We start from the raw sequence: 22,622 nt of genomic DNA, 5'->3' as shown, positions 1-22,622 counted from the left end.
TGTATGGGTTTAACCTTACTTTTTAATATATTACTATATATAAATAATATATCCGATAGGTTTAATAGAGTAATAAGTGTCATTAAAAAGATAATAAAAAGAAAAGTGGCGAAATTCACTCAGATTTGAAAAAAAAATGCCTTTTGGATTTTACTCAAAAGGCAAAGTTTTATTATAATTTTTTAAGTTCTTCAATTGAAATATACTTATATCTATAGTATTTATCGTACCAGTTTAATGGTTCTGTTTTCATAATTTTTCTTTCATATTCGTATGGAGAGAGATAGAATTTTATAGAATCACCATCTTTTAATTTCTTTAAACGAATTGAATCATTTTTATATGAGAAATCAAATTCATTGTATTTTATTAAATCAATTGTTGCAGATGCACTTCTTCCTTTAAAACGAATTTCTTTAATTTGATCTTTCACTTCAATCAAACCTTTTTCTTTGACAGAAGCATGCATTAATTGATCTTGTTCATTCTTTAAAATTGCACCAAAAAGAATTGTCAATAAAAAAGGAGAAAAACAAAGTATATGATAGAAATAATATTTCCATGAATGTTTATAAAAAATATTTTTTTCACATTTTGATTCAATATATTCAGTAATCGTCAGATTTGATGATGCTTCAAATTCAAATAATTTATCACCTAAATGTATCGTTAAATATTCTACTTCTTTTTTGTAATTATAATCATACGTAATTTCTTGAATTGGTGTGTTTTTCCATTTACGATCAAAAAATCCTTTTGTTAAAATATATTCATCATGCAATTCGAAATATTCAACAGATAATGTCTTTTTATAAATATAATATCCAAGTACAAACCAATAGATGATAAAGAAGATAGCAAACTCAAAGATGATTTCTTGAATCAAAATATATATAATGGCCGATACAAGAATTAAATTTAGAATATAGAAACTATACTTTATTTGATTATCAAATTTTACTGTAGACTCATCGTAGTTTTTATAGATTAACATGGCTAAAAACTTAAATAAATAGAATAGGCAATCAATGAATAAATCATGAAATAGAAAAATTTTCTCGTCTTTGGAAATATAAAAACAGGTATTAGAAAGATCATAAAACTAATAGAAATCCTTATTAAATTATCTAATATAATATCGACTATAAAATGTTTGATATTTATAAAATGAAAAAAAATATTAAGTATTAAAACGATAAAAAATGTTTTAAATGCTATACTAAATAACTTTTGATCTTTTTTAAAAAAGTCGTTATTCGATTTTAAATTTTGCATTTACACTTGCTTCAACGTTGATTTTATCAAACTCGATATCTAAGGGTTGATAGGTTTCATTTACTTTCATCTTAGACATTCCTCTAACAACTATTCCAGGAGCTGCACCAGCAAGTCCATAATTGCTTGTCGTATGATCAGAAATATAAATCGCCGAACCAACTTTTTGTCCAATAGGCTCAGTCATTGCTTTGGCAATAGTTTTTGCTTTAAGAATTGCTTTTGATTTTAAATCTAATTTCAATTCTTCTAATTTTGAATATTCAGTTCGGTCCAAATAAACATTAGAAATAGATTCGTTTTCTAATCCAACTATTACTTTGCTCGCCGTTTGTGCATCATAAACCAATAACGAATATGATTTCGCTTTGACAATATCTTGTTGTTTTAGAAAGTATTTTTTAAAATTACTTGCCAAATCTTGCATCGATAATTGTTTCTTCAAATCAATTCCTAAACTTGTTAATTTCGATGCCATTTTATTTTCCAACTCTTCTACAGAAATTTTGTTTTTCGAGTCTTTTTCAGATAAAATTATAGTTAAATAAATGCGATCTGGACTAACCAAAGTATCAACTTTAGCAGCAGTTTCAATAAAAGGTTGATCTATAAAATTTTTCTCTTGTGCGAATAATGCAGTAGAAAAAAGGGTAAAAAATAGTAATGATTGTTTTTTCATGATATAGTTTATTTATTCGATAGGTAATTCAGGATCTTTTCCCCATTCGGACCAAGAACCATCATACACTTTTATCGTTTGATTTGGATTGATTTGATGATTTGCTAACGCTAAAATTGAAGCTGTAATTCCAGAACCGCAAGTAAAAATCAATTCTTCTTTTTCGTTATATTTATTGAAGATTTCTATTAAATCTTCATCAGATTTAATAAATTCTTCTTCTAAAACCATTTCAAAAGGAATATTACCAGCGTTTTTGATATGACCTTTTCTTAAACCTGGTCTTGGTTCATCAACCTCAGCATGAAATCTCGAAGAAGAACGAGCATCTATAATTTTTGTTTCGTATTGATCGATTGCATCTAAAACATCATTAACATTAGCTAACCAATTTTCATTTAGATGAGCTTCAAAATTCCCTAAATCTTCAGTTAATTTATAAGTTTTAGCTATAGATTTCTTTGCATTTTTCCATGCTGAAATTCCTCCATTTAAAACATAAACCTCATCAAATCCCATCGTTTTGAACATCCACCAAGCTCGTGGACTTGAGTAAACACCCCAACGATCGTAACAAACAATGATACTCTCTTTATCAATTCCTAATAATTGTGCTTCTCTGGTGAAAGTTTTTTCATCTACAAGTGTATGCGGCAATTCAGATCGTTGATCTGAAAATCGATGTTCAATATCAAAAAAATGTGAATTTGGAATCAATTCAAAATCTAAATCATCTAATTTTTTGCCAACTTTATCAATTGAACAATCTAATAAAATAAGATTAGGATTTTCAATAATCTCATCTAGTTCTTGTACAGAAATTACAGGATGTTGATACTTCATTGTTTTGTAGTGTTTCTGTAAAAATATAATTTTTTGAGAATTAATTATAAGTTTTTAATATAATTCATTGTTGTATTTAATTCATATTTTAAATATTTAACTTTTAGTAATTTGTTTATTTTTAGAGCTTTTTTATCTTTATCTAATTATCAATTAACAAAATATGAAAAGATTAATTTTATTACTTAGTTCAACTGTATTATTATTCTCATGTAATAAAACTGAAAATAAAACTGATATTAATACTGTTGAAGGAAATTTAACTGATAGTATACAAGTTTCAAATTCTTTCTCTATAGAAGAAATCCCTTTTATTACAACTGAAATTGGCGATTTTCCATTTTTTTCGCTTCCTGAAAATATTGAGGAAATGAATAAACCTTTAGTTAGAGATTTTGATTTAATTTATTTTTCTATAAAAGACCAATATATACCTATTGAAGGGAAAGTTTACAAAGCAAATATTAGAGGTACAAGAGAAGTTCCTTTTTCTCAGCATTATTTTATAAAAAGTTTCGATGATTATTTAAAATCAATTGGTGCAGTAAAAGTTTTTGATGGTAAATTAACCAATGATAATTATAATACAAGAAAGGATAATGATCCAAATATCGGCGATGAAGGAGATATAGGTTATGGTAATGAAGCTGTTAAATGTTATGTGCTTCGTACGAAAGATAAAGGAAATATCTATGTTCAGTTTACTGCTGACAATGCTACTGGAAAATTAAATATATTACAAGAAGGGAAATTAAATCAAACCATTAAAAAAATTACAGCAGATGATATTGTAAAAGATTTAAACGAAAAGGGAAAATCTATTTTATATATTAATTTTGATGTCGATAAATCAAACGTTTCAATGGATGGGAAAGAGTTGATTTCACAAATTTCAGAAGCTTTGAAAAAAGATAATTCTTTAAAAATATCTATTGAAGGTCATACAGATAATTCGGGCGATGGAAATCACAATAAAAAATTATCTAATGATCGTGCAAATTCAGTTATGAATGATTTGATTCAATCTGGTATTGACAAGAATAGACTTTCTGCTAAAGGTTTTGGCGCAGAAAATCCTTTAGTAGCTAACGATTCTGAAGAGAATAAAGCAAAAAATAGAAGAGTAGAATTGATTAAATTATAGAAAAAAAGCGACCTCAACAGGTCGCTTTTTAAATTTATTATTGTAAAACCTCAACAACAGGTTTTCCAATGTTTCCGTTTGGTTCTTCAATTTTTAATAATGCTGAAATAGTCGGAGCAATATCAGTCATATGTACTGGATTATAATTTTTTCCAGGTTTAATTCCCCAACCCATTAATACAAATGGAATATGCGAATCGTAAGATCCCCAAGTTCCGTGCGTAGTTCCTCCTGCATTTACTTTTCCACCATACCATTGTGGATCTAAGATGTAATTAATAGCTCCAGAGCGTTTTCTGTTGTAACCATTAATCATACGCTCTTTGATGATAGCAGGAATTGGAGAATTTGCAATATTGTCCATGTCTGCGGCAAAAGAAACTCCATCAACTTTTTGCATATATTTTACAATTTCTTCACGAATATTATCTTCATCTAAATCATTAGAATTGATAACATCATAATTTAAATGCACTTGATAATTTGATAAAGATCTTACAATATCTTTTGCTTTAAATTTTGATTCAAGTTTAGCATTCAGTTCTTTTTTAACTGTACTAGTTTGAAAATAACCAGCATTTCCTTTTTTATCCTGAATATATTTAGGATTATGAGCACCACCATGATCGGCACTTAAGAAAACTAAATATTCTCCTTTACCAATGTTTTTATCTAAATAATTAAAAATATCTCCTAAATCTTTATCTAAACGTAGGTAAGTATCTTCAGCTTCAATTGTATTTGGAGAAAATTGGTGTCCAACATAATCAGTAGAAGAAAAACTAATCGCTAAGAAATCTGTAATTCCGGCATCATTTTTACCTAATTTTTCATTTTCAATAATTGCTAAAGCAATATCTTTTGTCAACGTATTTCCAAATGGAGTAGAACGAATCAATCCAAATCCATTATCTTTTTTCATTGCTTTTAAATCATAAGGAAAAATCATTTTATCATTTCCTTTATAATTCGCGCGGTAAGGATTTCCATCTTTTTCACTTTGTTTATAAGTATCAATAGGATATAATGTTGTCCATTTATCAAGATATTTATCAGTTAATTTTTTATCATTAAATTTTTGTAACCATTGCGGTAACTCATTCATATAAAAAGTACTCGAAATCCAATTTCCAGTTTCGCCATCAAACCAAAAAGCAGCATCAGCAAAATGACCTGCAGGTAAAATTCCACCACGATCTTTTAACGAAACACCATAAACTTTGGATCTAAAATTTGTAGCAAGTTTTAATTGATCTGTAACTGTTGTAGTTAATAGATTTTTAGGTGACATTTTTCCGGCTTTAGATGTTGTTCCAACTCCATTAACCTCATCATCTTGTGTACAATACATTTCTTGTCCTGTAGCTTGAATGATAAAATCATTCCCCGCGATACCATGAATCGCAGGAACAGAACCTGTATAAATTGTACTATGTCCAATTGCAGTATACGTTGGAACGTAGGGGATATATGTATTTTCATTGGAAAATCCTTCGCTTAAAAGGCGATTAAATCCATCTTTTGTATAACGATCTTGATAACGGTATAAATAATCCCAACGCATTTGGTCGACTACAATTCCAACGACTAATTTTGGTTTATCTGAATGTTTTTCTTGTGCATTAAGCGATAAACTCGCGAATAGAGATAAAACACCTATAAAAGTTTTATTGAATTTCATGTGTATTTATTTTAGCTTTCAAATTTAATACTATTAATCTTCTTACAATATTATCTAAATGTGAAATTTGGAATTATAATTGAAGAGATTAATCAACATAAAAACCACAAACTATGATAGGAAATCCTTTAATTATTGAAAAGCAATACAATTGCACGATAGAAGTATTATGGAACGCTATTTCAAATCCAAATGCAATGAAAGAATGGTATTTTGATGTAAAAGGTTTTGAATTAGAAGTCGGTAATCAATTTGAATTTTATGCCGGTGAATATTTACATGAATGTAGAATTGAAGATGTCTTTTTGTATCATAAATTGGTTTATACATGGACATATCCAATTTATGAAGGAGAATCTGAAGTAACTTTTTTAATAAATCCTGATAAAGAATTTGAAAATTATAGTCAGCTTAAATTAATTCATGACGGAATTGCAAGCTTTCCACAAGATGATGCTAATTTTTCAAGAAATAGTTTTGAAGCGGGTTGGGAAGAACTTTTAGAAATTTCTTTGAGAGAATATGTTGAATAAATTATATAAAAAAAGGATTCAATATTGAATCCTTTTTCATTTTTTCGAAAAAATGAAGGTCTTACTTTTTGAATAAAACAGTGTATCCTTCTTGATTTGCAATTGTTTGGCGTGGTTCTTCTGCAGTGATAATACCAGCTTTTTCTTTACGAGTATTGTTCATCCACATTGGAATCCAGATAAATGGGATAGTTGCTAAGAAAGCAATACACCAGAATCCAGCGAATTCCATAAATAACCATGCGAAAAATCCTAAGAATTGTGCCATGACATATAATTTAGTTGTACAAAAGTAATATATTATTTTTAGTATTAAAACTAATAATTATCACTTTTCTTTAACAAAGCTATTGCTTAAATTTGTAAGCAATAACATTTCAATTAACGAAATAAATACAAAAAAATGGAATATAGAATTGAGAAAGACACCATGGGGGAAGTTAAAGTTCCTGCTGATAAATATTGGGGTGCTCAAACAGAACGTTCAAGAAATAACTTTAAAATTGGTGAATCGGCTTCAATGCCTAAAGAAATCATCGAAGGTTTTGCTTACTTAAAGAAAGCTGCTGCTTATGCAAATGCTGAATTAGGTGTTTTACCAGTTGAAAAACGTGATGCGATTGCTGCAGTATGTGATGAAATTTTAGCAGGTGAATTAGCTGACCAATTCCCATTAGTTATCTGGCAAACAGGTTCAGGTACTCAATCTAATATGAATGTAAACGAAGTTGTTGCTAACCGTGCTCAAGTTTTAGCTGGTGGTAAAATTGGTGAAGGAGAACCAGTTTTAAAAGCAAACGACGACGTTAACAAATCTCAATCTTCTAACGATACTTACCCAACAGGTATGCACATCGCCGCTTACAAAGCTGTTGTAGAAGTTACAATTCCAGGAGTTGAGCAATTACGTGATACTTTAGCTAAAAAATCTGCTGAGTACATGAACGTAGTTAAAATTGGACGTACACACTTAATGGATGCAACTCCATTAACATTAGGTCAAGAATTATCAGGTTACGTTGCTCAATTAAACTACGGTTTAAAAGCATTACGTAATACTTTAGCTCACTTATCTGAAGTTGCTTTAGGAGGAACTGCAGTTGGTACAGGTTTAAATACACCGGAAGGTTACGATGTTCTAGTTGCTAAATATATTGCTGAATTTACAGGACACCCATTTGTTACTGCTGAAAACAAATTCGAAGCTTTAGCTGCTCACGATGCAATCGTAGAAACTCACGGAGCATTAAAACAATTAGCTGTTTCTTTAAACAAAATTGCGAATGATATCCGTATGTTAGCATCAGGACCTCGTTCAGGTATTGGAGAAATTTTAATTCCAGAAAACGAGCCAGGATCTTCAATCATGCCTGGTAAAGTTAATCCAACACAATGTGAGGCATTAACAATGGTTGCTGCACAAGTAATGGGTAACGATGTTGCTATTACAATTGGTGGTACTCAAGGTCACTACGAATTAAACGTATTCAAACCATTAATGGCTGCTAATTTCTTACAATCAGCTCGTTTAATTGGTGATGCATGTGTTTCTTTCGACGAGCACTGTGCACAAGGTATTGAGCCAAACTACGGACGTATTAAAGAATTAGTAGATAACTCTTTAATGTTAGTTACAGCTTTAAATACTAAAATTGGTTACTACAAAGCTGCTGAAATTGCTCAAACAGCTCACAAAAATAACTCTACGTTAAAAGAAACTGCAATTGCATTAGGATATGTTACTGCTGAAGAATTTGACGAGTGGGTTAAACCAGAAGATATGGTAGGTTCTTTAAAATAAGAAATTAATTAATTTATTCAAATAGAAAAGCCGTTCTTAAAAGAACGGCTTTTCTTATTTATATTTAAAAGTAATAATTTTATAATCTTGATTCTTGAATTGATACATTAAATATTTTCTTTCTGTTTCGGCTTGTTCTTTTTTAAAATAATTTTTTTCATATCCAGATTGAATTTCTTTCGCAATACCATTTTCGATAATATAATCCTTAACATCTTCAAACCTGTCTTTAGAATATTTATACACATCATTACGTTCTATATCTAATGAATATACATCTGATATGTATACATCTTTATTAAAACCATAATGAATTGTATAAAAATAAAAGGGTGTATCTTCATTATTTTGTATATCAATCGGCGCCTGTGAAGTAACAATTGACGAGAATAATAATCCAAATACAAAAAGATAGAAATGTTTCATACGTTTATAATATTTATTTTCAAGTGTTTAAAATTAAACATTTATTTTAAACAAGCTAAATAATTTATATACTATTCTAATAGAAAGAAATTATTATCTTTGTAAACCTTTAAAAAAACAATACAGACATGTTTCAAAGTCTTCAAGATAAATTAGACAAAGCTTTACATACCTTAAAAGGAAAAGGACAGATTACAGAAATTAACGTTGCAGAAACGATTAAAGAGGTAAGACGTGCCTTAGTTGACGCTGATGTTAGTTACAAAGTAGCTAAAGATTTTACAGATACAGTTAAGAAAAAAGCATTAGGTTCTGATGTATTAACATCATTAAATCCTAGCCAATTAATGGTTAAAATCGTTCATGACGAATTAACTGAATTAATGGGAGGTAAGCAAGCCGATTTAAACATCGAGGCGAATCCAGCTATTATTTTAATTGCAGGTTTACAAGGTTCTGGTAAAACAACATTTTCTGGAAAGTTAGCTAATTACTTAAAGACTTCTAAAAACAAAAAAGTTTTATTAGTTGCTGGTGACGTTTACCGTCCTGCCGCTATCAATCAGTTACAGGTTTTAGGTGAACAAATTGGTGTTGATGTTTTCGCAGATTTAGAAAACAAAAATCCAGTTGAAATTGCACAAAATGCATTAGCACAAGCAAAACAAAACGGAAATAATGTAGTAATTATAGATACTGCTGGTCGTTTAGCGATTGATGAGCAAATGATGGAAGAAATTCGTCGTGTTCACCAAACGGTTAATCCAACGGAAACTTTATTCGTTGTGGATTCGATGACTGGACAAGATGCTGTTAATACTGCAAAAGCTTTCAATGATGTATTAGATTATAACGGTGTTGTTTTAACAAAGTTAGATGGTGATACACGTGGTGGAGCTGCATTAACGATTCGTACAGTTGTAGATAAACCAATTAAGTTTATTTCTACTGGTGAGAAAATGGAAGCTTTAGACGTTTTCTATCCAGAACGTATGGCGGATCGTATTTTAGGAATGGGTGACGTTGTTTCGTTAGTTGAACGTGCACAAGCACAATTCGATGAAGAAGAAGCAAAGCGTTTACAAAAGAAAATTGCTAAAAACAGTTTTGATTTTGATGATTTCTTAAAACAAATTCAACAAATCAAGCGTATGGGTAACATGAAAGATTTAATCGGAATGATCCCAGGTGCTGGAAAAGCTTTAAAAGATGTTGAAATTAATGATGATGCATTTAAAGGTGTAGAAGCAATCATTAAATCGATGACTCCAAAAGAGCGTAAAAATCCAAATATTATTGATAATTCTCGTAAGAAAAGAATCGCAGCTGGTTCTGGAACAACGTTACAAGAGGTGAATCAATTATTGAAACAATTCTCTGAAATGGGTAAAATGATGAAATTCATGAACTCGTCTCAAGGAAAGTCAATGATGGAATCAATGGCTAAAAATATGCCTGCAGGTGGTTTCCCTGGAATGCCTGGTGGTATGCCAAAAATGTAATTAATATTATTAATTCTATATAATCAAAAACCTTCAAGAAATTGGAGGTTTTTTTTATTTTATTTACATAAATATTATGTTAAATAGCAAGTGTTATAAATATTTAAAATAGATTAGAAGTTCATTATACGGGATTTATTATATTTATAATAATAAGCACATTTATGAAAAAGATAATATTCGCAATAACTTTATTAATAGGAAGTACATTTATAAGTTGCCATCAATTAAAGAATAAAGAACAAATCGATGTTCGTTACGAATTAGTTGATAATAATAGACAATTAGTTTGGAGTTTAAATGATGGAAAATATACGTACTTGATTCAATATCATTTTAATAGTAGAAAATTAGAAAATCAATTAGTAGATACTGAAACTGTACAAATAGCTGATTCATCTAATATAATTGGAACAAATCCTAAAAGCTATAACGAAGTTGTAAAACATAATTATAAAGCTTTAATTAATGATAAAACGAAAAATGAAGTAGAATTTAATGAATTAATCGTAAGTAACAAACTACATTACTATTACACACAAAGAGAAAATTTTACAATGCCTTATGAAATTCAAATTGAAGAAAATTATATAGTTAAGGTAAATATAGAAGCCGGAAAAAATTATCCTTTAAAATATGCCGAAACAGATTATGCTGGAGGTTATGAATTTAAATTAGAACCAAAAGATGTAATGTTGTATCGAATGATACAATCAAAGCTATCAAAAGAAAGTATTAAATTAGATACAATTTCAGAATTAGGTTACGGTCATCAAATTGTAATCGATAATCATACAATCATTAATAATCCAAAAGTGATTTATGATAATAAAGATCTTTCATCAATCATTATGTTTACAGATTATATTATTCTGAAATATATTCCAGCACAAAAACCTGAAAAATTTATTTATCCAATCGTCACAAAAAGAAAACCTTTAGAACCTGAAACAGCTGTTTATTAAATAAAAGATATTTTAGATTAATCCTTTAATAATAGTGCTTCATAAATATCCAATTTAACATAATAAAGATTATTAATAATAAAATAACTATGTTATTTTTATTATTATAATATATATTATGTTAAGTAAGAAGAAAAGATATCCCTATTTAAAAGGAATAATATCTTAATATTGTATTTTTGATATTATTATAAACTAAAATGAAATATTATTTATTTTTAGCTGCAGCAATTTTATGTGAAACTTTGGGAACATCATTTCTTAAGAAGACTGAACAATTTTCTAAACCTATACCAAGCATTATTTTTGTGGTTGCAATGGTTGGATCATTTTATTTATTAAGCCATGCATTAAAAGGTATTCCTATTGGTATCTCTTATGCAATTTGGTCTGCTGCAGGAATCGTTTTAATTTCACTTGTAGGATATTTTGTATATAACGAAAAACTAGATATACCTGCTATTATTGGTATATTATTAATAGTTTCAGGTGTATTGGTAATTAACCTATTTTCAAAATCAACAAGTCATTAATTATTTAATAATCTTTTAACTTTTTCTATTTAACATAACATTGTTTTTATTGAGATTAAATAGCTAAAAAGATAAATAACTAACCAATTTATTGCTATTTAGATTAATTTAAAATAAATTTGCACCCGAATTCAGTTATAATGAAAAAAGGGTTATTTACACTAGGTTTATTACTTGGTACGTTATCAAGTTTACAGGCTCAGAAGACTATTACAGGAAAAGTAGTTGACGAGAATAATAAACCATTATCTAACGTATTGGTTCAAGAACCGATTAGTAAAAAATGGACGCATACAAAAGAAGATGGAACTTATCAATTAGAAGTCTCAAGTGAAAATACAACATTACTTATTTCTCAATTAGGTAAAGATTTAATTGAAGTTTTTGTTGATCCAGATTTTAATAATGTAACTACTACTCTTTTTAAACAAAATTTACGTTTAGAAGAAGTTGTTATCTTTCCAAAACGTAAAAAAGAATATTCTGAAATTGTTTTAGGAAAAGAAGCGATTGAAAATGTACAAGCATTTTCTATTAACGAAGTTTTAGAACAGTTACCTGGTCAGTTTACGCCTGACTTTAATAACAATCAGTTCAAAAATATTGTTTTCCGTACGGCAAATAATAATGCAAACATTACTAAATTATCAAATGCTAGTGGCGATAGACAAGATTACTTTGCCAATCGTGCGTTTGGTACATCAATCGTAGTTAATGATATTCCGTTGTCTAATAACGAGAATATGCAAACCTTTTCTCCTAATACTTCGGGAGCATTTAGCTATAATTCCGGAAATACTTTTGGAGATGGATCTGAAAACACTTTCTCTAACGCAAATTATGGTTTCGATTTAAGAGAAGTTCCTACAAATAATATCGAAGAGATTAAAGTAATTCAAGGTATTGCGCCAGCAAAATATGGTGACATGACTTCTGGCTTAATTTTAGTTCAAACCAAAGTTGGTGAAACTCCTTACCGTGCATCGATTTCTATGAGAGATGCTACAACTGAATACAATTTATCTAAAGGATTTAAATTAAGTTCTCGTAACTTTATTAATACTCAAATAAACTTTTTAGAATCTAATTCAGATCCAAGAAATAGCTTAACTAAATATAACCGTATCAACGGAAATATTTCTTGGAAAACGAATAATGCAGCAACTACTCTAACCAATACGCTTACAGCAAATATTGGTTACCGTAATGATGAATTAAAAAGTAATCCAGATGATTTTTCTGATGCGAAGGTAAAAGATGATCGTACTTCAATCCGAATTTCAAATAATTTAAAATGGAATTTTAACAAATCTTGGATTGATACGTTTAATATTGATGCAAATCTTAATTATGAAAAGTCAAATTCTTACAAAGAAGAATGGCGTAATTTAGGTAATGCAGCGATTACTGATGCTACAACTGATGGAATTCATCAAGCGATTATAGTTCCTTCTCAATATTTTTATAACATGAATGTGGAAGGAATTCCAGTTTCTACTTATTTAAACTTAGAAGGTAATAAATCGATTAAAAGTAAAAACCAATGGATACATACGATTTCTGCGGGTATTTCTACTAGAACAAGTGCAAATAAAGGACGCGGACGTTATACAACAGGTAACGGCGTTCCTAATTATCTTACTTTAAGTGGAGCTGGCGGAAGTTTAGGATACCGTGATTATAACTTTAGAAATACTAAAACTGTATTTCAATTTTCTGCGTATGCGGAAGATCAAATCACAAAATATTATGAAAATGATGCAGTATTAAAACTTGATTTAGGTTTACGTTACGAAAATCAATTAGGATTTTCAACGTTTCAACCACGTGTAAATACTTCTTATGCTTTTAACAAATTCTTACGCTTACGCGGAGGATTTGGTATGGCAAGTAAAACACCATCATTAAATCAATTATATACTGGAAATCGTTACTATGATTATTTATTAGGTGACGGAATTTATTCTGTTCCTGGAACTGGATTAATTGGTTGGATTCAGACTTTTGAATTACCTGCTGATAATCCAGATTTAAAACCAATTCGTTCAATGAACACAGAATTTGGAGCTGATTTAAACTTCAAATTTGGTACATTAAACCTGACAGGTTTTTACAATAAAATGACGGACGGAATTTCTTCTATTTCAGATCCATTTTACAGAACTATTAGTCAAATCGCATTAGATACTACCACTACTCCAGCCTCTTACACTGTAATTGGACAAGAGAATATTGGTTTCTTCGCAAGCGAATTAAGAAATAATTTACAATCTGAAGATTTAGGTTTAGAAGCGTTTATGACATTTAATCGTATCAAACCTTTAAACTTAGATATACAAGTAAATGCTTCGTATATAAAAACAACAAATACGCCAAATAAGACTGAATATTCTATTTCTTCTGTGATTACAGAACCAGAAAAATATGCAGTTTATAATGCACTAGTTTCTAAGACAGACCAATTAACACTTGGGTCTAATTTTAATTATCATTTACGCAAAGTAGGATTATTGTTATCTCTTAGAACAGAACATATCTTGTTAATGAATCATAATCGTAACCAAGATAGATTTCCAATAGGATATTTAGATGAACAAATGCAATATCATGCAATTCCGGTTGCAGATCAAACGAATACAGATTTGTACGGACATTTAATCAAGACACCTGTTAAAGGAGATCAAAGTCTACAAAATTCGATTCATAATGTTCATTTAAGATTATCGAAGGATTTTATGAATGGATTTAAAGTTTCTGTTTACACGACAAATGTATTAGGTTTAAAACCGACTTATTATGATACAAATGGTGTAAAACAAATTTATCCAATTGCTCAATTTTCTTTAGGAGGAAAATTAGAATACTCTTTTTAATAAACTAGAAAAAACAATATAATGTATAAAAAGTTACTATTATTAACACCTTTTATCGCAGGATTATTATTCAACTCATGTATGGATGATGATTTTGGTGGGATGAATTTATCTCCTGTAAGTGTTACAGCGCATGTTAAATTTGGTGGTGATTTTGTTACAGATAAAAATGCAGTTAATGCCAATGTAATTTTCAGAAATGTTGATACTGGTGTAGAATATATTGGCGTTACAGACGCGAACGGAAATTATGTTTTACCAGCAGTTTTACCAGGAAAATATTCAGCAACTGTAAACTTTACATTAACTCCTACTCAATTTGAGGAATACTTTGGGTATGATTCAGGTTCGGATGAGTATATTGTTTTTAATGGTGTAACACAGAATATTGATATTTTATCAAGCGGAACTACAATTACAGTAGAAATCTTCTCAGCCAATACAATTGGTGGTTTAGTGATTAAACAAGTTTATTATGCAGGTTCACATACAACAAGAGCTGCATCTTTTCGTGATCAATTCGTAGAGATTTATAATAATTCGGCTGAAGTTATATATGCTGATGGTTTAATTTTCGCTCAATTATTTGGAAATAATACAGTTGGAACTGATCCTTTCCACTTACCTTCTGGGCAATTAAATTGGGCAATGAGCGAAGGAAATACAAAAGGTAACGCTGCTAATACAGATTATGTATACGCAGATGCAGTTTATCGTATTCCGGGTTCAGGACAACAGTATCCAATTCAGCCAGGAGAAAGTATTACAATTGCAGCAACAGCAATTAATCATAAATCAAATTATACAGATAATAATGGAAATTCAGTTAGTATTCAAGAACCTGAATTAACTGTTGATTTATCTAACGCAGATTTTGAAGCGAATTTGACTTCATACACAGGAAATCAATTCCGCTATGATATTCAAAATCCAAATGTTCCAGATTTAGAAATTGTACATTGGGTTTCAGGTCAAGACATGGTTTTGGATAATCAAGGAAGAGATGGATATGTTATTTTTAGAGCTTCTGCTGAAGAAGTTGCAGCTTTTGACAAGCTTCGTAACCCAAGTAATGCGAACAATAGTTTATACTTACAAATACCTAATAATTTAATTTTAGACGGTTTAGATACGACTAGAGATTTAGGAAATAATTTAGTTCCTAAAAAATTAAACGCAATGCACGACGCTGGTGTAACATACGTTCCTGCTGGAGCGTTTAGTTCTTTTTCTGTAATTAGAAAGACACAAAAAGTTGTTAACGGTCGTATTATTTTAAAGGATACGAATAATTCTACAGAAGACTTTATCAGTATAAAAGCTGAACCAAAAGCTTTTGCTAATTAATTTAAAAAATAAAGAATGAAATCTAAAATAGATTTAAATTCATACGATATATCCTTATTTGCACGTAAAAATGCAAATAAGGTTTTTGTCTTAATGGCAACTACATTAGGTGGTTTTGCGATTGCTCAAGATAAGGATACAATCAAGATAGATTCTAATCCTTTATACGAGCAAGAATTAGCGCAATTAAAACAACTTCCTGTTACATTTGCAAACCAAAATATTCAAAATTTTACTCAAACTGAAGTTTATTTTAACTTCAAGAAAAATGAATTTGCTCGTAAACAAACAGCTTCAGAAACTATGCGATATGGTTTTAGAAGTCAAGGTTTATTTAATGTAAAAGAAGATTTAAAGATTTTTGGTTCTATAGATTTACAAAAATATACGGAAAAAGATTTAGCATATACTTTAGACGACACGCGTACGGATGATATGGAGGTTTTACATCCTCAATATTATTTTGTACCTCGTTCTTCTAATTGGAATAATCAACAATATGATATTAACGCAGGAGTAATTAAAAGCTTTGGTAATTTTAATCTTGCTGCTAAAGCAGGTTTATATGCCAATAAATTAGCGCGTGAAGTTGATCCACGACCAGAAATTTCTAACAGAAAATTAAGTGGAGAAATCCATGCAGGTTATACATATGGGAATCATCAAATATTTGCTTTGGCAGGTTATGCTGTAAAAGACAAAGATTACTCATATTATTACAGTAATTCGCAATTAAATAATATTGCATATCCAGATACTTATTTACGTTACAACTCTGGTTTTGGACGTGTAATTAATCGACCATTTTTAAATTATTCTTCTGGTTATTATACACGTACAACGTATAAAAAAGCTGGAGCCGGATATCAATACAATTCAGCAAATACATTATTATCAGGACAATATACTTATCAAGAAAATTTAGAGAATTTCTACGATGATAAGTTTATGAATGATAAATTTAAACGCTTTCAATATCAAACAATTACTCATCAAGGAGCAATTCGTTTAAAACAAAATATAAACGATAAAATACTACGTTCTTCATTAAGTGGTTTTAAAACAACATCTAAAAATTATGATGTTAAAGCTTTAGGAACTAATTACATGAACCGTCAGCGTAACATTACTTTTGATGTTAATTTATTGAAACAAAATAACCAAATTGTAAAATATTATGTTGGTGCATTTGCAGCATATAATCAAAACAGATACATGGATCAATTGGGTTATGTAGATCAAAAGATTAATTCATTAACTGCCGGAATTTACGCTAATCGTGACATTGAATCTAAAAATGATGCTAAATTTAATGTAGGTGTTGGATTGAATTATTACACTGCTTTAAAAAATGAATTAGATTTCTTAAACTTAACTGGTGCAACAGATAATGTATTTTATAAGGAAGTAATCGCACACGATTTTGTTTACAATTCTATGGATAAACTGGACGCAAAAGCCGATGTACGCTACATTTTACCTGTTAAAAATAACAAAAATGTCGTAATATATACGCAATTAAGAAGTATCTTCGCGTTAGATAAAAATAGAAATCAAACTATTGATTTGAATACAGAAACTACTTACCAAGTTAATTTCGGTATTCAGTTGAATTATTAATAAATGAGAATGAAGAAGGCAATTCCTTTAGTTGCACTAGGTGTTACTTTTACTTTTTTAGCTTTAAAACCTAATAATGTAATTGATCAAGGTTATACTATTGATCAGTTAAAAACATTATATTCAAGTGGTGACCAATCTAAATGGCCAAAACCAAATGTAGATGCAAGTGTATATGCAGATGGTTTTGAGGATATTGGGACATTAGGAAAAGTTCCTTTTCCTGCAAACAATCCATATTCTAAAGAAAAAGCAGATTTAGGTAAAACTTTATTTTTTGATCCTCGTTTATCAAATTCTAATCAAATTTCTTGTGCCAACTGTCACGATCCAGAACAAAACTGGGGCGATGCAAGACGTGTTCCTTATGGAGAAGATCGTCAACAAGGTACTCGTAATTCTATTTCTTTAATGAATGTTGCTTACACTAAAGCGATGTTCTGGGATGGTCGCGCTACTACTTTAGAAGAGCAAGCGGTTTTCCCAATTAAAGATCCTAAAGAAATGAATCATCACATCGATTTTGCAACGAAGAAAATTAGTCAAATCGATGGGTATAAAAAGTTATTTAAAGATGCTTTTGGTGATAGCAAAGTTACAAACGAAAGAATTGTACAATCTTTAGCAACATTCCAACGTACAATTTTATCTCCAAAAACAAGATTTGATAAATTTATTGCTGGAGATTCTACGCAATTAAATAATCAAGAAGTTGAAGGTTTACACCTTTTCCGTACAAAAGCACGTTGTATTAACTGTCACAATACAGCTTTATTTTCTGATAGTAAATTCCATAATATTGGTTTAACTTACTATGGTCGTGAATATGAAGATTTAGGTTTTTATAACACAACAAAATTAGCTAAAAATGTTGGAGAGTTTAAAACGCCTTCATTAAGAGAAGTTCCTCAAAATGCACCTTATATGCACAATGGTTTATTTCCAACTATTCGCGGTGTATTGAATATGTACAACGCAGGAATGTTCCATTTTCAACCAAACGAGAAACAAAAGAATGACTCATTATTCCCTAAAACTTCTCCATTGGTTCAGAAATTGAATTTAAATGCAGCAGAAATGGATGCATTAGAATCTTTCTTAATGAGTTTAAAACAGAATCAATACAAAATGAGAGCTCCAGAATTACCAAAATAATTCTGGTTTCTAAATATTAAATTTGAAAAGCGACTTTAGTTTTAAAGTCGCTTTTTTATTAAAACTTAAATTTATACAATGGATACAATTAATATATTTTGGTTTAGAAGAGATTTAAGATTAGAAGATAATATTGGATTATTTCATGCCTTAAATCAAGGAAATCCTGTACTTCCACTTTTTATTTTTGATACTAATATTTTAGATGATTTAAATGATAAATATGATCGTCGTGTTGATTATATTCATCAAAGTTTAGAAAATATCAACACTGAACTTTTACAATTAAAATCATCATTATTAATTAGATATGGTAATCCAATTGATGTTTTACTTCAATTAAAAAAAGAATATAATATTGAACATATTTTTTGTAACGAAGATTATGAAACTTACGGAATAAATCGAGACAATGAGGTAAAACAACATTTTAATTTACTTCAATTTAAAGATCATGTTATTTTTAAATATGATGAAATTTTAAAGAAAGATAATACGCCTTACACTGTTTTTACGCCTTATTCAAAACAATGGAAATTAAAGGTAACAGCAAATGATTATAAAGCATTTCAACTTAATTTAGAAAGTTTTTATCCTTCAAATTTTGAATTCCCTACTCTTGAATCAATTGGTTTTCATAGAACAGATATAGAATTTAGCGAGCCTTCTATCCCACTCGATTCTTTACATAATTATAAAGAAACGAGAGATATTCCGAGTTTAGATTCTACAAGTAAATTAAGTTTACCGTTACGTTTCGGAACTATTTCTATTCGTAAATGTGTTCGTATAGCAATCGAAAATAATTTAGAAACTTGGCTGAATGAATTAATCTGGAGAGATTTCTTTATTCAAATTTTAGCTCATTTTCCTTATTCTGCATATTCTGCTTTTAAGCCAAAATATGATCATATTTCATGGCGAAATAACGAAAATGAATTTGAACTTTGGTGTAAAGGAGAAACCGGTTATCCAATTGTTGATGCAGGAATGAAAGAATTAAATGCAACTGGATTTATGCATAACCGTGTCAGAATGATTGTTGCTAGTTTTCTTTGCAAACATCTTTTGATCGATTGGCGCTGGGGAGAATCTTATTTTGCTAAAAAATTAAATGATTACGAAATGGCATCGAACGTTGGTAATTGGCAATGGGCATCAAGTTCGGGTTGTGATGCGACTCCTTATTTTAGAGTTTTTAATCCCACGTTGCAGCAACAAAAATTTGATAAAGATTTTAAATACATAAAAAAATGGATTCCAAATTTTGAGGAAAATAATTATATCGAACCTATCGTTCCACATGATTTTGCTCGTCAAAGAGCGATTTCTACATACAAGGAAGGATTAAATAATTAAAAGATTCTTCCATACAGAAGAATGAAATTTGACTAGTTGTCATTCTGAGCTTGTCTAAGAATGTTTTATTACTGTCAGTACGACTGAAAATCTTTGATTTTTGTATCGAGAACTTAGATGAAAATTATTAATAATGTATTACTTCTCGATTCATATTTGTCAAGCTGAATTCATTTCAGCTTCCCATTTATGAGTTCCTGAATCAAGTTCAGGATAAATATAAGTAATAGTTATTCTAAGAATATAAATATCATAATCGAAACATAAAATTAATTGATGAATGATATTGGCTAATCATTTAAATAATTCCGACCTTTAAATATAAAATAAACTACATGTCAATCCTAACAATAGATATATTAAATTTTGATCAAAACACCGATTACCAAAAGGTCTTAGATCAAATTAAAACAAATGAATTGATTGAAAATGTATCAATAGATACAACCTCAAAATCAATTTCAATTGAAGCGAAAAAAATCTTCAAAATCACTGAATTTGTATACAAAACTTTAGATGATTTTGGTTTAGAATACGAATCAACAACAGAAACTTTCCCTATATTAAATATGACTTGTGCTTCTTGTGCTTCAAGTTCGCAATCATTTTTAAGACGCCAAGAAGGTGTTATTTCTGCTGATGTTAATTACGCAAGTACATCTGGTACAATAAAGTATATTCCATCAAAAACAAATCCTGAAACTTTAAAAGAACAATTGGATCAAATTGGTTTTGAACTTGTTGTTCCGGATGATAAAGATGATGATATTTTGCCATTTGATGAAATGATGGCTTTGCGTTTAGAACTTCAAAAAAATAATACTTTAGGAGCTGTAGCTTTAGGAATTCCGTTGTTTGTAATCGGAATGTTTTTTATGGATTGGGAATGGGCAAACTTCACCATGTGGATTTTAAGCTCGATGATTCTGTTCATTTTTGGCCAAAAATTCTTTGTAAATGCAGTTCAACAATTCAAGAATAGAACGGCTAATATGGATACTTTAGTAGCATTAAGTACGGGAATTGCCTATTTATTCAGTTTATACAACTACATTTTTCCGCATACTTTTCATCAACCAGGAACACACCACGCTCCTATTTATTTTGAGGCTGCAGGTATCATTGTTGTTTTTATTTTGATTGGTAAATATTTAGAAGAAAAAGCAAAGTTCAAAACTACTCAAGCTATTCAAGGTTTAATGGAATTACAACCTAAAGAAGTGTCTTATTTAGATGGTAATGAAATTAAAATCAAAGCGATTGAAGAAGTAAAAATCAATGATATTTTAGTTGCTAAAGCTGGTGAAAAAATTGCTGTTGATGGAACTATTATTAAAGGAAATTCTGCTTTTGATGAGAGTTCTTTAACTGGCGAACCTTTACCTGTTGAAAAAGGAATTGATGCTAAAGTTTTTACAGGAACAATCAATCAAACACAAATGATTCATTACCGAGCTGATAAAATTGGTGATGATACTGTATTAGCAAAAATCATTCATTCAGTACAGATGGCTCAAGCCTCTAAAGCGCCAGTGCAGCAATTAGTAGATAAAATTGCAGGAATATTTGTTCCTATAGTTTTAGGAATTGCTTTGCTTACATTTTTGGTTTGGTTTATAGCAAATCCTTCCGAAAATTTAAACTTGGCTTTATTAACCTCTATCACTGTTTTGGTTATTGCTTGTCCTTGTGCACTTGGATTGGCTACACCAACGGCTTTGATGGTCGCTATGGGTAAAGGTGCCAAAAACGGAATTTTAGTAAAAGATGCTGAAAGTCTAGAAAAAGCAATAAAAGTAAACACAATTATTTTAGATAAAACTGGAACAATTACCGAAGGTAAACCTGCTGTTGTAGAATCTAAATGGTTTGGTAATGATGAAGATTATTCTGTATTAAAAAGTTTAGAACAAGGAACTCATCATCCAATTTCTAAAGCTATTTTAGCTATAATTCCTTCAAATATTAATATTCAAAATGACTTGAAAATTGATGAAGTTATTGGTTTTGGATTAGAAACTTCATTTAACAATTTAAACTATTCTATTGGAAAATTAGATTGGTTGAATGAAAAAAATATCGCTTTAAAACTGGATCAAAAACAAATAATTGATGAATATATTAATCATAATTATTCGATTTCTGTCTTTATAAAAGATCAAGAATTAATCGGAATTTTCGGAATTGCGGATCAAATTAAATCTTCGTCAAAAACTGCAATTCAAAACCTAAAAAAAGAAGGTATTGAAGTTTATATGTTAACCGGAGATCAGCAAAAAGCAGGAGAAAAAGTTGCAAATGAAGTTGGAATTGATCGTGTCATCGGAAATTGTTTACCTAATCAAAAATTAGAATTTGTTGAAAAATTGCAACAACAAGGAAAAATTGTAGCGATGGTTGGTGACGGAATCAACGATTCTGCTGCATTGGCTAAAGCTGATGTTTCCATTGCAATGGGAAATGGTTCTGATATTGCGATGGATGTCGCGCAATTAACGATTATGAATGGTGATTTGAATAAAGTTGTTCAGGCGATTCATTTATCAAAACAAACGGTAAAAACGATTAAAATGAACTTATTTTGGGCGTTTATTTATAATGTAATCGGGATTCCGATTGCAGCCGGAGTATTATATTATTACAATGGATTTCTTTTAAATCCGATGGTTGCAGGAGCTGCGATGGCGTTTAGTAGCATCAGTGTTGTAACCAATAGTATTTTACTGAATTATCGTAAGATTTAGAAATAGAAAAAGCTGGAAGTCAATTTCCAGCTTTTTTGTTTCTTGATGCGATTCTGAAATGACTTATTTTGATTAAATATTGTCAAGCTGATTTCTATGACAAAACCAAGTTATTTTTATAAATATTTTGATTTTTAATTAG

18 protein-coding genes are annotated in these 22,622 nt (G+C 29.6%); 12 read left to right on the top strand and 6 right to left on the bottom strand.

Annotation, left to right across the window (positions count from 1 at the left end; translation table 11 throughout):
* Positions 1–172 precede the first annotated feature (172 nt).
* The 3 genes from EAH69_RS08825 to EAH69_RS08810 all read right to left on the bottom strand — a co-directional run bounded on the left by EAH69_RS08825 (position 173) and on the right by EAH69_RS08810 (position 2,797).
* Complete coding sequence (locus tag EAH69_RS08825) at positions 173–994, bottom strand: hypothetical protein (RefSeq protein WP_121934835.1); 822 nt, start codon at positions 992–994, stop codon at positions 173–175.
* A gap of 258 nt (positions 995–1,252) precedes the next feature.
* The gene (locus tag EAH69_RS08815) at positions 1,253–1,954 is read right to left on the bottom strand and encodes an SIMPL domain-containing protein (RefSeq protein ID WP_121934833.1); all 702 of its coding nucleotides are present in this window, start codon (positions 1,952–1,954) and stop codon (positions 1,253–1,255) included.
* 12 nt (positions 1,955–1,966) lie between these two features.
* Positions 1,967–2,797 (bottom strand): sulfurtransferase, encoded by an 831-nt coding sequence (locus tag EAH69_RS08810; RefSeq protein WP_121934832.1) that lies wholly within the window; start codon positions 2,795–2,797, stop codon positions 1,967–1,969.
* A gap of 163 nt (positions 2,798–2,960) precedes the next feature.
* Here EAH69_RS08810 and EAH69_RS08805 point away from each other — a divergent pair, with 163 nt between their 5' ends.
* Positions 2,961–3,941: an OmpA family protein gene (locus tag EAH69_RS08805; protein ID WP_121934831.1), complete on the top strand. Its 981-nt coding sequence runs from the start codon at positions 2,961–2,963 to the stop codon at positions 3,939–3,941.
* 37 nt (positions 3,942–3,978) lie between these two features.
* On the opposite strand, the gene pafA is transcribed toward EAH69_RS08805, so the two are convergent.
* Complete coding sequence (pafA, locus tag EAH69_RS08800) at positions 3,979–5,622, bottom strand: alkaline phosphatase PafA (RefSeq protein ID WP_121934830.1); 1,644 nt, start codon at positions 5,620–5,622, stop codon at positions 3,979–3,981.
* Between the two features lie 113 nt (positions 5,623–5,735).
* Here pafA and EAH69_RS08795 point away from each other — a divergent pair, with 113 nt between their 5' ends.
* Positions 5,736–6,155, top strand: coding sequence for an SRPBCC family protein (locus tag EAH69_RS08795; RefSeq protein WP_121934829.1), 420 nt, complete (start codon positions 5,736–5,738; stop codon positions 6,153–6,155).
* A gap of 61 nt (positions 6,156–6,216) precedes the next feature.
* Here the strand turns inward: EAH69_RS08795 and EAH69_RS08790 are convergent, their stop codons facing one another.
* A complete protein-coding gene (locus EAH69_RS08790; protein ID WP_121934828.1) occupies positions 6,217–6,423 on the bottom strand; it encodes a hypothetical protein in 207 nt (68 codons plus the stop codon).
* A gap of 135 nt (positions 6,424–6,558) precedes the next feature.
* On the opposite strand from EAH69_RS08790, the gene fumC reads away from it, so the two are divergent.
* Positions 6,559–7,956 (top strand): class II fumarate hydratase, encoded by a 1,398-nt coding sequence (fumC, locus tag EAH69_RS08785; RefSeq protein WP_121934827.1) that lies wholly within the window; start codon positions 6,559–6,561, stop codon positions 7,954–7,956.
* A 54-nt stretch (positions 7,957–8,010) separates the two neighbouring features.
* Here fumC and EAH69_RS08780 read toward each other — a convergent pair whose 3' ends face one another.
* Positions 8,011–8,382 carry a hypothetical protein gene (locus EAH69_RS08780; RefSeq protein WP_121934826.1) on the bottom strand — a complete coding sequence of 124 codons (372 nt, stop codon included), beginning with the start codon at positions 8,380–8,382 and terminating at the stop codon, positions 8,011–8,013.
* Between the two features lie 128 nt (positions 8,383–8,510).
* On the opposite strand from EAH69_RS08780, the gene ffh reads away from it, so the two are divergent.
* The 9 genes from ffh (at position 8,511) to EAH69_RS08735 (ending at position 22,480) form a co-directional block, all read left to right on the top strand.
* On the top strand, positions 8,511–9,884 hold the full coding sequence (ffh, locus tag EAH69_RS08775) for a signal recognition particle protein (protein ID WP_121934825.1): 1,374 nt from the start codon (positions 8,511–8,513) through the stop codon (positions 9,882–9,884).
* A 164-nt stretch (positions 9,885–10,048) separates the two neighbouring features.
* The gene (locus EAH69_RS08770; RefSeq protein WP_121934824.1) at positions 10,049–10,849 is read left to right on the top strand and encodes a hypothetical protein; all 801 of its coding nucleotides are present in this window, start codon (positions 10,049–10,051) and stop codon (positions 10,847–10,849) included.
* Between the two features lie 200 nt (positions 10,850–11,049).
* Entirely contained in the window at positions 11,050–11,382 is a 333-nt protein-coding gene (locus tag EAH69_RS08765; protein WP_121934823.1) for a DMT family transporter, read from the top strand.
* Positions 11,383–11,522: 140 nt separating this feature from the next.
* The gene (locus EAH69_RS08760; protein ID WP_121934822.1) at positions 11,523–14,255 is read left to right on the top strand and encodes a TonB-dependent receptor; all 2,733 of its coding nucleotides are present in this window, start codon (positions 11,523–11,525) and stop codon (positions 14,253–14,255) included.
* Between the two features lie 21 nt (positions 14,256–14,276).
* Positions 14,277–15,602, top strand: a complete 1,326-nt coding sequence (locus tag EAH69_RS08755; RefSeq protein WP_121934821.1) for a DUF4876 domain-containing protein — start codon at positions 14,277–14,279, stop codon at positions 15,600–15,602.
* Between the two features lie 15 nt (positions 15,603–15,617).
* On the top strand, positions 15,618–17,222 hold the full coding sequence (locus tag EAH69_RS08750; RefSeq protein ID WP_121934820.1) for a DUF6850 family outer membrane beta-barrel protein: 1,605 nt from the start codon (positions 15,618–15,620) through the stop codon (positions 17,220–17,222).
* 9 nt (positions 17,223–17,231) lie between these two features.
* Entirely contained in the window at positions 17,232–18,377 is a 1,146-nt protein-coding gene (locus EAH69_RS08745) for a cytochrome-c peroxidase (RefSeq protein ID WP_121934905.1), read from the top strand.
* Between the two features lie 78 nt (positions 18,378–18,455).
* Complete coding sequence (locus EAH69_RS08740) at positions 18,456–19,736, top strand: cryptochrome/photolyase family protein (protein ID WP_121934819.1); 1,281 nt, start codon at positions 18,456–18,458, stop codon at positions 19,734–19,736.
* Between the two features lie 335 nt (positions 19,737–20,071).
* The gene (locus tag EAH69_RS08735; RefSeq protein ID WP_230466759.1) at positions 20,072–22,480 is read left to right on the top strand and encodes a heavy metal translocating P-type ATPase; all 2,409 of its coding nucleotides are present in this window, start codon (positions 20,072–20,074) and stop codon (positions 22,478–22,480) included.
* Positions 22,481–22,622: the final 142 nt, after the last annotated feature.

The sequence above is a fragment of the Faecalibacter macacae genome (assembly GCF_003687725.1).
Taxonomy (GTDB): Bacteria; Bacteroidota; Bacteroidia; order Flavobacteriales; family Weeksellaceae; genus Empedobacter; species Empedobacter macacae.
The sequence above is the reverse complement of the archived record's forward strand: the minus strand, read 5'-3'. Positions and strand labels throughout refer to the sequence as shown.